This window comes from Vibrio sp. SCSIO 43009 (assembly GCF_023716525.1).
GTDB classification, from domain to species: Bacteria; Pseudomonadota; Gammaproteobacteria; order Enterobacterales; family Vibrionaceae; genus Vibrio; species Vibrio alginolyticus.
The window spans coordinates 1809811-1823126 of the sequence record NZ_CP071842.1 but is presented as its reverse complement, the minus strand read 5'-3'; the positions used below and the strand labels follow the sequence as shown (position 1 = coordinate 1823126).

The window sequence follows — 13316 nt, the reverse complement described above, 5'->3', positions numbered from 1 at the left end:
ATTTCCCCTTAATAAAACAACTAATAAGGAGAAGAGGGAAAGGACGAGATCAACGATCTCTAAAAGAACTAAGCTATTGGTTGTAGGCGGGAAGGCCAAGCCAAAATAGTTAGGTTGTAACTTTCCACTCCTCTGTCCTTTTGCCTGAGAGTTTCACCTTGCGTGAGTGCAAGACTTGCTCCTTCGGCGACCGATTTAACGGTTCTCTCCAGAGGTTCCTCCAACTACAGTCCCCGCTACCTAGGTAGCACCTGAAATAGTTAATTCTTCGGCGAGTTATGCTAATCAAATGTTAAAATTTGATTAATAACCACTCTCCTGCAGTCTTCATCGGAACAATTACTCAATTAAATGAGTAAAGGTTAGTTAATGATGCTGGTCACCATTAACGTGTGAACTCTATCATGTTTTTGGTCCATTTCAACACCCTATGTCAATTTATTTTTAATGAAATAACCTCATCAATTTTCATGAAGGTATGTTTGCCAATCTTTTTGTGCGAGTCACGGCATAAATGAAATTTATTGGGTTAGGGAATGGAACCCAAAAACACTTCAGAACGATAAATGTGTTTCGATTGTTACGACATAAGTTATTCAATTAAGGACACAAAATTGATTAAAATCGGAGCACTTATTTTAAAATCTACGCTAAGTTGACCTTATGGTACGTATAAATGGGTTACAATGAACCTTTGTGAAACAGTCTACGGACCTAGGCAGTTTTTCATGAGTGGACAAGGAGGCGGTATGACCAGATTATTAGCCATTGCGGTGTTGATTGCAGTAGCATTTGTGCTGTTTCGTTATCGAACCAATGAAAAAGTCCAAAAAGCGACCGTTATAACATTAATTGGCGCATTTCTGATTTATACAGCATCAATTATGTTTGCGGAATTGATCCGCTAGCAAAGTAAAAGAGTCCTTGGAGTAGTATACGGTGAGTTCTCAGAACAAAATGGAAGAGCAAGACGACGTAGTTGTCATTGAAGAGCGTGACAAACGTACGCATATCTATATCGCAATCGCTGCGGTGTTAGGCTTGGCATTTGGTGGCCTTGTTGGATCGGTTGTCACTGCGAACAAGTGGGAATCGACTTACCACGTATTAGAAGAAAAGTATCACGCACTAACGCAAGATAAAACCCAGTTGGCATCTCAAGTAAAAGTGCGTGAAGAGGCGCTTGACCAAGAAATACAAAACCAAGTTAGTGAGTTACTCGCCGCGAAAGATGAAGCTCATCAGAAAGCACTTAAGAAGTTGCAAAAGCAATTGACTGAGGTCGAGAAGGTCAACTTGTCACTAGAGTCTCAATTGAAGCAGCAGGCAGATAAGATCAACACGACGAAGTCAGAAAATGAGAAGTTGAGTCGTCAAGCGGATATGCAAGCGACTATGTTTGAGCGGTCCCGCGAAGTATTCCAGAAAGAGCTAAAAATTTCGCAAGAATTAGAGTCTCTCGAGAAAGAACGGTCAAAATTATTACCTAAGATTGAGAAACTCAAGAAAGAGTGTGACGTATTTTTAGAAGGCAAATCTTGGGACGTGAAGTCGGACGCGTGTGATAAACATGATGAAGCTAATTCACGACTAAGTCAGGTCGATCAAATGATTGAAGTCTATAAAATGGACCTCAAACAAATCAAAGCAATAACGGAAGATATCGGCCTTTAAGTCCTTTGTATCCGATTTTTGAAAAGCAAAAGGAGCTCTTTAAGAGCTCCTTTTTCGTTGTTAGCTATGACTTTTAGCCTGTCGCGTATATTAGATTCGTGAGGCGTCATAGCCTGAGGCGAGCAGGAGCTCTCGTTCGTGTTTAATCAGCTGAGCTCGATCTTCAATTAGTTCATTGAGTGCTTGAGATGGCTTACCTGCTAATGCTTTGAACGAAGCAAAAGATTCCGCGGTGTCGATTTTATCAATCATCTGACTGATGACATTACGAGCCTCACACGGGTTACTCGTCGTTGTAAAGTATTCTACTTGCTTTGCTGCCGATTTCATCTCAGTTAATAGCTCAAGCGGGCTACTTTCTTTGGCTACTGCCATGTAGTTATCCAGCACGCGCTTTGCATAAAGCAGTTCTTTGAGGGGGATATCTCTTCCGCTCTCGATTAGGGATTCGCTAAGGATCATACTTGAGCTCATGGGCATTCCTTCTTATTACTACGCCGCTTTTGATGTTTCCTTGAGTCTAATTTATTGAAGTCACATTGGGAATGGGTAAAAAGCATTTTTAACGCATTTTTATTCATTTATGAAAACGCGAATGCGATGCTTATCTGGATCGATAGCCATAAAATTTAACCCATACACTGATGTCGCTGGTGGTTGAACAAACTCAACACCTAGGTCTTTCCAGCGCTTGTAAATGCGCTCTAGCATATGACTATTGGGCACCGATAAAGACAACTCGGTACCACCACCTCTAATTCCGCTGTAGGGTGAAAGATTATCTCTTTGCTTGAGTGTCAACGTTAAGCCTTCGGTCAGTGGAATAGCGGCAAAGGTTGGAGACAACTGCGTGACTTTGCGTTCGAACAGTTTCGAATAAAAAACTTGGCTTATGTGGATGTCCTCAACGTAGAGAACGAATGAATTGATAGTCAGCATGGTTTTGTTCCTTAATCAATTAGAAGTAGTAGGGGCAATCTAACGGAAAGGAACGACAGGAGTTGTCAGTAGAACATTCTCGAAGGTAAGTGACAGAATAAGAAAAAGGAGCCGTTTAGCTCCTTTTTATCAGCGGAATCATTGGTATTAATGAGTGTGTTTGGAAGAATACCAGTTGTTTTGATACGCTTTAGATGCAAATAATGCGTTTGCTTTTGCACGCTCGATAATAGACTCGTCCACCTCTAGCGGCTTCATGGTTTGGTCTTTAAAGTCGTACGCCAGGGTCGATATCTTTTCACCAGGGGAAAGCACAACGAGATTGTCGCGCGTTAAATAACCAAAGTTTTTGTCGTATTGCATCATTGCGCGTTCATCTTCGCGAGCCAGTGGCTTCGTTAAATCACGACCAATCATCGGTGTTTTAGCATCTACCCCAATCAGAGATAACAGTGTAGGCGGCATGTCTATGTTGTTTGCTATGCGGTCATCTTTACGTGGTTGAATGCCTTTACCAAGGATCAATGCTGGAATGTGAAAGTGCTTAACCGGAACAAGGTTAGCGCCAGAAACACGCGCATCATGATCTGCAATTACAATGAAAATGGTATCATCCCAATAAGGTGACTTTTTCGCCTTTTCAAAGAAAGTGCCCAAAGCGTAATCGGAATATTTTACGGCGTTGTTACGCGTCATATATTCTGAATCGTATGGCTCAATTTTGCCTTTCGGATACTCATAAGGGCTATGATTACTTGACGTAAAAACTAAGCTAAAAAAAGGTTTGTCGCTTTTTGAAAGGCGTTCAAACTCTTCGTTTGCTTTGTTATATAGATCTTCATCACTAACACCCCAAGAGCCAACAAAGCTTGGGTTGTTATAATCGTCTTCTTCTACTATTTGATCAAAACCGTTACCGAAGAAGAAAGTTTTCATGTTGTCAAAGTTGGCTTCACCGCCGTAAATAAATTGCGTGTGATAGCCTTGAGCTTTTAGTAAGTCCGCGATGGTAAAGAAACCCGTTTGGCTTTTACTCAGCTTCACTACCGCGCGAGACGGAGATGGAGGAAAGCCCGTGGTTACGGCTTCAATTCCACGAACAGAACGAGTACCAGTGGCGTACATTTGTGTGAACTGCCAACCTTCCTTCATGAGTTCATCAAGGTTTGGTGTTAGAGGCAAACCACCCAAAGCACCGACAAATTGGGCGCCTAAGCTTTCTTGTAGCAAAATCACTAAGTTTTTATGTTTACCTTGGTAAGTCGCGGGGTTACTGTTCATGGTTGGGAGTAATGAAGGGGTGAAGTCGGACTTTGTTGATGAAGTGCGAACTAATTCCAACATCTTTTGAGTGTCCATTTTTCCGTAGAACTGCTCAGCACTCTTTTCTGACTTCATGCTATTAACCGCAAACAACAATGAGTAAGATGAGTTCAGTGCTAAGTCGTTAAGCAGTGGATCGTTAGAAAAGGCGACCATAGCAGGATTTAGCGGGCGGTGACCTAAAGATGAGCGAGCACCTGCAACCCCAAAAAGAACAACGAACAGTGCCAATAGTGGTCGCCATTTCCAGTTGACCTGCTGCGCCTTATCGGTCAGTTTCTTACTCCACTTCCAACCTAAAGTGATGGTTAAAACTGTACCTAACGCACCAATAAACAGTTCTAATTTGTAGCCAGTCCAGAGCATACTCAAGACTTCTTTTGGGTAGATTAAGTATTCCACAAACAGGCGGTTTGGACGTAGGTCGTATTCCTGAATGAATGGCGCTGTTGCTAGCTCCATGTATACAAGCACCCAAAGCCCTAAAACCATCCATATGCGTAATATTCGCTTCCAACACTCTCCCATCTTACCGGTTAATGGCATGAAGGTTGATAACAGTGCTGGAAGAATAAATAACCAGCAAAGCGTTGCAATATCTACGCGCAAACCTTGACCTAGGATGTAAATTAAGTCGTTTAGAGAGTCAATACGGTCAATCTGCCAAAAAGCTAGCAAAACTCTTGAGATAGACAGAAATAGAAGCGAAAACAAAGAAAAGGCAGCAATTGGCTGCAAAGGCCCCCACACAGAGCTCTTTGATAAGTTTTTCATATTTATTCGAATAGTTTAATTGTTATGTTGTGTTGTTTTTAGCAAAGCAAGCGTGAAATAAACGTGAATTATAATGTGGGTTTATGGTCGAGTAGTGTAAGTGTTGGTATGTCTATGTAAGGGGGAGGGGCGTTTGTGTAAAAAAGAGCCAGTTGATAACACCAACTGGCTCTAGAGGTTGATAACGGCATGATTACATTGCGGCTTTCTTCGCTTCTTCGACCCATGCGTCGAACTTTTTCTGGTTCGCTTTGATCCAACCATTTACATGAGACTCGATGTCCGCTGAGCTGTTCTTACCTTGGCTCATCATCATATTCTGAGCACTAACATCATTGATATTTAGTTTGATGATTTCAAACAGCTTTGCAGCAGCAGGGTTGTTTTCTGTAAACTCTTTATTAGCAACGATGCGCATAGAGTTCATCTCGAAGCCGTAGTTCTTACCGTTCTCTAGTGTTGTATCAATGTCCTTACGCTCACCAGGAAGTGAAGAGAATGGCACTTCTAACCACACAACATCTTTCCCCGGAACTAAAACGCCACTTACCCAGTACGGTGTCCAAGTGTAGTAAAGAATCGGATCGCCTTTTTTGTAACGTGAGATCGTATCAGCGATAATCGCCGCGTAGTTACCTTGGTTGTGTGTTACTGTGTCACGAAGTTTGAAAGCATCCAACTGATGCTCAACAACCATTTCACAACCCCAACCTGGGTTACAACCAGTTAAGTCCGCTTTGCCATCGCCGTTTGCATCGAATAGCTTCGCCAATTTTGGATCTTTTAACTGACCAATGTTAGTGATGTTATATTTTTCCGCGGTTTTCTTATCGATCAAATAACCTTGCGCAGCACCACTTACGTATTGGCCTTTACGGAAGAACTTATCATCACCGCCAGACATCGTGTACTTATCGGCGTGAAGAGGGAACCAACCAACCGCTAAGAAAGTAGCATCACCTTTAGCAATAGAGGTGTAGCCTACGTTGTAGTCCACTTCTTTGGTCGGTTTAACATCGTAACCAAGCTCTTCAAGTGCGCGGTTTACGATCAACGTTTGAAATGTTTCTTCTGCAACGGTTGATTGAACAGGCTGAACAGTGACACCTTCACCTGGTAGTTCACTTGCCACACCATAAGTTGAAAATGCGATAGTACTTAGAGCTCCAACAGAGAGCGCTTTCTTCCATGAATTATTCATTGATGTTTCTCCTAAGTTTTAGATCGTCTTGGTTCGTCTTTGTTTTCAGTTTTAATAGGTATGAAACAGGACCTGTGTGATACCAGCGAAGTTTAGTGTTGCCCGCATTAACCCCTAACACCTGGGTGATACGGTCTAACAAAATCGCAAGAATAACGATGCCTAAGCCACCAACGGCAGCAAGACCCATATCAAGTCGGCCAATACCACGAAGTACCATTTGGCCTAAGCCGCCAACAGCAATCATTGAAGCAATCACTACCATAGAAAGTGACAGCATTAAGGTTTGGTTTACACCTGCCATGATAGTTGGTAACGCCAACGGTAACTGGATGCGATAAAGCATCTGTTTTTTGTTTGCCCCGAAAGAGTGGCCAGCTTCGATAAGCTCTTCAGGTACTTGCTGAATACCCAAAATAGTCAGGCGCACAACGGGAGGCAGGGCGAAAATGATCGTTACTACTACGCCAGGAACGTTACCAATACCAAACAACATAACAATTGGCACAAGGTAAACGAATGCGGGAGTCGTTTGCATTGCATCTAATATTGGCCTAACAAATTTGGCAGCGGTTTGGCTCCTTGCCAACCATATCCCCATTGGTAGCCCTATAAGCAAACAGAAGAAAACGGCGGTTAACACCAGTGCTAGCGTTGTCATCGCTTGTGACCACGCACCAATTAGGCCGATGAAAACAAGGGATACAAGAGTAGAAAAACCAAGTTTTACATTGGAAAACTGCCACGCTAGCAAAAATAAAATGAGTACCATTATAGGCGCAGGTGTAGACACCAAAGCAGTTTCAAACGACGTTAGAATAAAGTCGATTGGAACTCGTATTGCTTGGAAAACAGGTCGACCATGTTCCACCAGCCAGTTCAAACCGGATTCTACCCAGCTATCGAGGGGTAAAACCGCATCTTGGAATGGGTTCATAATATCGAATGGCGCTTGCTCTACAGTTTCTGAGTTGAGCCAATCATTACTTGGTGCGGCCTCTGTACCTTGCGACCAAGGATCATCTTGCGCAGGAGCAGTATTTGACCAGGGATCATTGTTAGTTTGCTCTGAAGACATCGTGTTAATCCTTATCTAGTGTTTGTAGAAGACGTGATTTAGTCACGACACCAAAGTAAGTTCCTTGCGCATCTACGACAGGCACGGCATAAGGAACACCAGCAACCAGACCCAAAATGTCATTAATTGACTGATCAGGCTGAAGAGTAACTTCATCCGGTAATTGAGCACTGGCTAACGAACGGTTTTCTTTATGAGCCAAACGTAGTGAATCAAGAGATACGATGCCGGAATATCGGCTAGATTTATCGACGACAATGCCGTAATCACGGTCGTGATCCATCAGAATCTGCATCGCAGAGCCTGGACCGTCATTTTCCGATTTCTTAAAAACAGCCGCTGGCTTCTTGCGCGCGATATCTTTTGCTGTCAAGACACTTGCGATGTTTACGCCGCGGAAAAACGCTTCGACATAATCATTTGCTGGACTGTGTAATATTTCATCAGGTGTACCAACCTGAACAACCTCACCGTTTTGCATGATGGCGATGCGGTCGCCAATGCGCATTGCTTCATCCAAATCATGAGAAATGAAGACAATTGTGCGTTTGTCATCGTTCTGTAGACGAATAAGCTCATCTTGCATCTCAGAACGGATCAATGGGTCTAAAGCGGAAAACGCCTCGTCCATTAATAGGATGTCAGGATCACAGGCTAACGCTCTCGCTAAACCAACGCGCTGTTTCATACCACCGGATAATTCGTCAGGGAAAGATTCTGCATAAGGGTCTAAACCCACTCTTTCTAGGGCGGAAAGGGCACTTTTCTGACGCTCATTAACATCGATGCCGGCAAGTTCTAAACCAAAGGCGGCATTTTCAATCACCGTCATGTGTGGCATGAGTGCGAAACTTTGAAACACCATTGAGATATTATTACGACGAACTTCTCGAAGTTCATTTTCGGAGATGTGGGCGATATCTCTTCCTTTGAGATAAACACTGCCTTTAGTCGGCTCAATGAGCCGGTTAAGAAGTCGAACAAGGGTGGATTTCCCGGAGCCAGAAAGGCCCATGATTACGAAAATTTCCCCTTCATTTATGGTGAGAGATACATCGTTTACGCCGACTGTTAAACCTGTCTGTTCAAAAATACCGTCTTTATCGACGCCTTTGTCGATAAGCGAGAAGGCTCTCTCTGGGTCTTCTCCAAACACTTTATACAGTCCCTTAACTTCCAGTATGGGATCCATGTTATCTGTCCTTTTTCGTGTGTTTATAACTGTTTAACGATTTGTACTCTAATTAATTTTAGTTCAACTTTCAATGAAAGGGGGTTGGTTAACTAGTTATGCTGTGCATAGAGAATTAGTTGAGCAAGGTCTGTTCAACTCTTGTTTTTTATATTTAAAACAATTGCTTGAGATGTGTTTTTATCCGCCATAACGTTGCCCTGACGTAGGGTTGAATTTATTTTGAATTTTTTTGTACATTTCAACTCAACTCACTTGCATAGATATAAGCCGTGATAGCTTAGAGCTCTACATATAAAAAGGTTAGAGCTCTAATTTTTGGTTAAGGCTTGGTCCTGTGAAATCGGTTAGGTACTGTTATCCTTAGATTTATTTATTGCTTGATTTCACTCAGGGTGATATTTATCGCTGTAGTTTAGGCAACGTATGGAATAAAAAATGGAAGCCGAACAGTTAGAAGTGCTCAATTTCATTAGCCAGTACCCACCTTTTGATGACCTACCTGAAGAGCATCTTAGAAAAATTGCTCTCAATGCCGAGGTTGCATACTTTCGGCAAGGAACAAAAATCCTTAACTTCGGAGATACGATCCGCGACTTGTATATGGTGAGAAGTGGGGCGGTAGAGATTTATCGACGTAAAGGTGAACTTTACAACAGGATTGATGCTGGTGGACTGTTTGGTCAGATGGGGTTGTTGATGAACAACCGCGTACGTATGCCAGCCAAAGCGATAGAAGACACTCTCGTTTACTGCATTCCGGAAAACATCTTCAATGAACTTTGTGATGAGTTTGAAAACTTTGCGGACTACATGGAACTGGAAGATAGCGCGCGTTTGCGAAGCGCAATATCTAGCCGCTCCGAAAGCAATGACTTTACCACCGCTAAGGCACGTAAAATCTTAGCAAGAGATCCAGTAACTCTGGAGGCAACGGCTTCAATTCAGGAAGCTGCGATACTAATGGCAGAGGAAAATGTCACCTCTCTGCTCATTATTCGCCCGACAGAGGAGCTCACAGAAGAAGATGATGAACAGCTGCTTGGAATATTGACTGATCGCGATCTTTGCATTCGCGTACTAGCTCAAGGTATTGATACCAATATTCCAGTGAGTGAGGTCATGAGTTATGACGTGGTTTCATTGGATTATAACGCCTATGTGTTTGAGGCCATGTTAACCATGTTGCGTTACAACGTGCATCATTTACCAATTTTAAAAGATAAAAAGCCGATAGGAATTATTGGCATGACGGACATCGTTCGTTACGAATCTCAGAACAGCCTATTGCTAGTGAGCTCTATTTTTCAGCAAACCAGTGTCGAGGATCTCAAGCAGGTTTCTGAACAAGTAAAAGACTGTTTCGTAAGAATGGTCAATGAAGATGCCAACGCGCACATGATTGGTCGAGCCATGTCGGTTATAGGCAGTAGTTTCAAACAACGCCTCGCTGAATTAGCTGAGCAAGAGTTCGGCCCAGCGCCCATTCCTTATTGTTTAGTCGCAATGGGTTCAATGGCGAGGGATGAGCAGCTAATTGTAACGGATCAAGATAACGCCCTTATTCTCGATAACAGTTATGACGTTGAGATTCACGGAGAGTACTTTGAAAAGTTTGCTAAATTTGTTTGTGATGGTTTAGCGGCATGCGGCTATGCTTATTGTACTGGAGACATTATGGCTACCAACCCAGAATGGCGAAAAACTCGTGCAGAATGGGAAGAATGCTTTGGAAACTGGATAGACAATCCAACCCCTGAGAGATTGTTAAATAGTAATATCTTTTTTGATCTCCTCGGTGTGCATGGGCGAGTGAAATGGGCGGAGCAATTAAGCAGCTTTATTGTGAGACGAGCGAAAAGAAATAACCGCTTTCTTGCTTGTATGGCGTATAACGCAATACGTAGGACGCCTCCACTGGGCTTTTTCAAAGACTTTGTGATGGAGAAAGATGGTCGTCATCGCAACTCGATTAACTTGAAGCGAAGGGGGACGGCTCCGTTGGCCGATTTAATACGGGTGCATTCTCTGGCAATCGGTTCGCGATCGCAAAACTCTTTCGACCGTTTAGATGACATTAATGATGCTGGCATTTTACCGAAAGGTCGAGGTTTGGATTTAAGGGATGCGATGGAGCTAATCTACATGGTTCGAATTCGTCACCAAGCCCTTGATATAGAAAATGGAGAAGAGCCAGACAACAATATTGAGCCGGAGAACATGTCTGAATTTGAACGTCGAAACTTAAAAGCAGCATTTCAAATTCTAAGTAACGCTCAGAACTTCATTAAGTTTCGATACCAGAGAAGTAGCAAATAATGTGGTTCTCAAAAAAAGTAGAAAAAGAACAGCCGTTGTTGGATACATCCCAGACGCCAGAGTGGTCAATGTTGTTCAAACAACTAGCTAAAGAAGCGAAAGACGAGAGGCTCAAACGCTACTATTCGACACCGATGGTTAATGGGGAAACACCAATTGAACAAGTGCCATTTGTCTCGGTAGACTTTGAGACAACAGGATTGAACTCGGAAGAGGATGTCATTCTCACGATCGGACTTGTGCCGTTCACTATTGATCGTGTTCAATGTAATGGTTCTGCTCATTGGGTCGTTAACCCAAACAGAGAGTTAAACCACGAGTCTGTCATTATTCACGGTATCACTGACTCTGAGGTTAAAAACGCGCCGCAGCTGTCTCAGATCTTGGGTGAAATATTGGATGCGTTGTCAGGCAAAGTGGTACTTGTTCACTACAAGAACATTGAAAGGCAGTTCTTTAATAACGCCTTGCTAAATAGCATCGGAGAGGGGATACAGTTTCCTGTTGTTGATACGTTAGATATTGAGTATGCGATACAACGCCGTGAATGCAGAGGTTTTATCAATAAGTTGAAAGGCAAGAAACCCGGTTCTGTACGATTAGGGCACGCTCGTGAAAGATATGGCCTCCCTGCTTATCAACCTCACCATGCCCTGACGGATGCGTTAGCAACTGCGGAGCTGTTTCAAGCACAACTGCAGTATCACTTTAATCGAAACATGCCAATATCTTCGGTTTGGCAATAGGCGTTATTTATGGTGAAAACAATAAAATGCAATGAGAGATAGGGGGCTTTAAGATTATGATGGCGGATTGAGTAACCGCTTATAAGAACAATGTTTTATGAACATGTGCTTGGTAGTGATGAAGACGTTTCATTACTCGAACTCCGACGAAAGTAATTTAAACTTGGTCACGTATTTTTAAGGAGATTATCCGTGAGCACCGATAATAACGGTGGCATTCAACGCCCCGATGGAAAAGTAAACGCAATAGATACTGACTATCAAATTGGTCAGGATAACGTTGCGCTAAAGGTAGGCCCATTTGGCCTTGATATTCACAACCGTGTTTTTGCAATTTCTGGCTTAGCAATCGTCATGTTTGTTGTGATAACACTATTATTCCGAGAACAGGTAGAGCCGTTTTTTGCAGACCTACGAGCGGGTTTGTTACACAATTTAGACTGGTTTTTTCTCGCTTCAGGTAATATTTTTGTCATTGTCTGTGTCGGATTGATCTTCACACCATTGGGCCGTGTGCGAATCGGTGGTACTGAAGCAACACCGGATTACTCCTATGCCGGATGGTTGGCAATGCTATTTGCTGCAGGTATGGGCATTGGTCTCGTATTCTTCGGTGTATCAGAACCGATGTCCCATTTTAGTTCTGCGATTGGTGGCGTGAGCGTTGAGAATGGTGTACGTACTGACTGGGCACCGCTAGGTGGTGCAGAGGGCGATGCAACTGCAGCTTCGGCATTAGGGATGGCTGCGACGATTTACCACTGGGCACTTCATCCGTGGTCAATATACGCGCTCTTGGCTCTTGGACTGGCTATCTTTTCATTTAACAAAGGTTTGCCACTCACCATGCGCTCAATTTTTTACCCTTTGTTTGGTGAGCGTGTATGGGGTTGGACTGGTCATATTATCGATATTCTTGCAGTGGTAGCGACGGTTTTTGGCTTAGCAACATCGCTAGGCTACGGTGCGTCTCAAGCCGCAACGGGTTTGAACTTCCTGTTTGATGTCCCAATGACCAATACCACGCAGGTTATATTGATTATTGGTATTACTGCGCTCGCTTTAATCTCTGTTGTGGCTGGACTCGATAAGGGCGTGAAAATCTTATCTGAAATCAACATGGGTCTTGCAGCGCTGCTATTGCTATTTGTTATTGTTGTTGGCCCGACGATTGCGATTTTAACTGGTTTCTTCGAGAACATCGTTTCCTATGTGGCTAATATCCCTGCCTTATCTATGCCATTTGGACGAGAGGATGTGAATTACTCTCAAGGCTGGACGGCGTTTTACTGGGCGTGGTGGATTTCTTGGTCACCATTTGTGGGTATGTTCATCGCACGTGTGTCTCGCGGTCGTTCAGTTCGTGAGTTTATTATTTGCGTTATTCTTATCCCATCTTCAGTTTGTGTGTTATGGATGACGGCTTTTGGCGGTAACGCAATTAGCCAATACGTTAATGATGGCTACGAGGCGGTGTTTAACGCAGAACTACCTTTAAAACTTTTTGCCATGTTAGATGTTATGCCATTGGCTGAGATAACATCTTTTGTCGGCATTATCTTAGTCGTGGTGTTCTTCATTACCTCTTCTGACTCAGGATCACTGGTTATTGATACTATTGCTGCGGGCGGTAAGGTCGATGCACCAACGCCACAACGCGTGTTCTGGTGTACGTTTGAAGGTTTGGTTGCGATTGCATTGATGTTGGGTGGTGGTCTAGCTGCTGCTCAAGCAATGGCGGTGACGACTGGTTTACCATTTACTATTGTTTTGCTTGTTGCAACGGTATCTTTGATAAAAGGTTTGATGGATGAACCTCGTCCAAAGGCGGTTTCTAAGAAATCAAAATAACTAGTATCAGCAATTAAATTATTGATAAAAGCGGTATGCGAAAGCATGCCGCTTTTTTTGGGATTTCTATTTTTCTCTGAGAAATGAACAGCATGGAAAATGGTCTTATTCTGGTTGTTTTTTGTACTGCGTATTTAGGTGACTATTTAATAAATTAGACCTCGAACTATTTTAACTTTTGGTTAATAGGCTTGTTTTTGTGATATGTGTCACAAAAAT

11 protein-coding genes and 1 riboswitch are annotated in these 13316 nt (G+C 43.0%); of the genes, 5 read left to right on the top strand and 6 right to left on the bottom strand.

The features are described from left to right. Nucleotides 1-122: 122 nt before the first annotated feature. Nucleotides 123-222, bottom strand: a riboswitch (glycine riboswitch). A gap of 527 nt (nt 223-749) precedes the next feature. Next, nucleotides 750-908, top strand: coding sequence for a hypothetical protein (locus tag J4N43_RS08545; RefSeq protein WP_005377784.1), 159 nt, complete (start codon nt 750-752; stop codon nt 906-908). Between the two features lie 31 nt (nt 909-939). Next, entirely contained in the window at nt 940-1674 is a 735-nt protein-coding gene (locus J4N43_RS08540) for a chromosome partitioning protein ParA (RefSeq protein WP_053350387.1), read from the top strand. A 90-nt stretch (nt 1675-1764) separates the two neighbouring features. Here the strand turns inward: J4N43_RS08540 and J4N43_RS08535 are convergent, their stop codons facing one another. From J4N43_RS08535 to proV, 6 genes are all read right to left on the bottom strand, one after another. Continuing rightward, nucleotides 1765-2148 (bottom strand): hypothetical protein, encoded by a 384-nt coding sequence (locus J4N43_RS08535; protein WP_005377782.1) that lies wholly within the window; start codon nt 2146-2148, stop codon nt 1765-1767. A 99-nt stretch (nt 2149-2247) separates the two neighbouring features. Then, nucleotides 2248-2613 carry a VOC family protein gene (locus J4N43_RS08530; RefSeq protein ID WP_005377781.1) on the bottom strand — a complete coding sequence of 122 codons (366 nt, stop codon included), beginning with the start codon at nt 2611-2613 and terminating at the stop codon, nt 2248-2250. A gap of 147 nt (nt 2614-2760) precedes the next feature. Further along, nucleotides 2761-4710, bottom strand: a complete 1950-nt coding sequence (locus J4N43_RS08525) for an LTA synthase family protein (protein ID WP_053350386.1) — start codon at nt 4708-4710, stop codon at nt 2761-2763. A gap of 193 nt (nt 4711-4903) precedes the next feature. Next, nucleotides 4904-5911 (bottom strand): glycine betaine/L-proline ABC transporter substrate-binding protein ProX, encoded by a 1008-nt coding sequence (gene proX / locus J4N43_RS08520; protein WP_005385703.1) that lies wholly within the window; start codon nt 5909-5911, stop codon nt 4904-4906. Then, on the bottom strand, nt 5904-6989 hold the full coding sequence (gene proW / locus J4N43_RS08515; protein WP_005377778.1) for a glycine betaine/L-proline ABC transporter permease ProW: 1086 nt from the start codon (nt 6987-6989) through the stop codon (nt 5904-5906). The genes proX and proW overlap by 8 nt, the downstream gene beginning before the upstream one ends. 4 nt (nt 6990-6993) lie before the next feature. Then, complete coding sequence (gene proV / locus J4N43_RS08510) at nt 6994-8181, bottom strand: glycine betaine/L-proline ABC transporter ATP-binding protein ProV (RefSeq protein WP_053350385.1); 1188 nt, start codon at nt 8179-8181, stop codon at nt 6994-6996. 438 nt (nt 8182-8619) lie between these two features. Here proV and J4N43_RS08505 point away from each other — a divergent pair, with 438 nt between their 5' ends. The 3 genes from J4N43_RS08505 (at nt 8620) to J4N43_RS08495 (ending at nt 13097) form a co-directional block, all read left to right on the top strand. Beyond that, complete coding sequence (locus tag J4N43_RS08505; protein ID WP_053350384.1) at nt 8620-10500, top strand: DUF294 nucleotidyltransferase-like domain-containing protein; 1881 nt, start codon at nt 8620-8622, stop codon at nt 10498-10500. Beyond that, complete coding sequence (locus J4N43_RS08500; protein ID WP_017820938.1) at nt 10500-11246, top strand: 3'-5' exonuclease; 747 nt, start codon at nt 10500-10502, stop codon at nt 11244-11246. Before J4N43_RS08505 ends, J4N43_RS08500 begins: the two co-directional genes overlap by 1 nt. 192 nt (nt 11247-11438) lie before the next feature. Beyond that, nucleotides 11439-13097, top strand: coding sequence for a BCCT family transporter (locus J4N43_RS08495; protein ID WP_005377772.1), 1659 nt, complete (start codon nt 11439-11441; stop codon nt 13095-13097). The last annotated feature ends 219 nt before the right edge of the window (nt 13098-13316 follow it).

Bases quoted from the DNA above. Each gene is read 5' to 3' on its own strand.
- proV (WP_053350385.1), bottom strand. From the start codon at position 8,181: ATGGATCCCATACTGGAAGTTAAGGGACTGTATAAAGTGTTTGGAGAA.
- J4N43_RS08530 (WP_005377781.1), bottom strand. From the start codon at position 2,613: ATGCTGACTATCAATTCATTCGTTCTCTACGTTGAGGACATCCACATA.
- J4N43_RS08525 (WP_053350386.1), bottom strand. From the start codon at position 4,710: ATGAAAAACTTATCAAAGAGCTCTGTGTGGGGGCCTTTGCAGCCAATT.
- J4N43_RS08535 (WP_005377782.1), bottom strand. From the start codon at position 2,148: ATGAGCTCAAGTATGATCCTTAGCGAATCCCTAATCGAGAGCGGAAGA.
- J4N43_RS08500 (WP_017820938.1), top strand. From the start codon at position 10,500: ATGTGGTTCTCAAAAAAAGTAGAAAAAGAACAGCCGTTGTTGGATACA.
- J4N43_RS08505 (WP_053350384.1), top strand. From the start codon at position 8,620: ATGGAAGCCGAACAGTTAGAAGTGCTCAATTTCATTAGCCAGTACCCA.
- proW (WP_005377778.1), bottom strand. From the start codon at position 6,989: ATGTCTTCAGAGCAAACTAACAATGATCCCTGGTCAAATACTGCTCCT.
- J4N43_RS08545 (WP_005377784.1), top strand. From the start codon at position 750: ATGACCAGATTATTAGCCATTGCGGTGTTGATTGCAGTAGCATTTGTG.
- proX (WP_005385703.1), bottom strand. From the start codon at position 5,911: ATGAATAATTCATGGAAGAAAGCGCTCTCTGTTGGAGCTCTAAGTACT.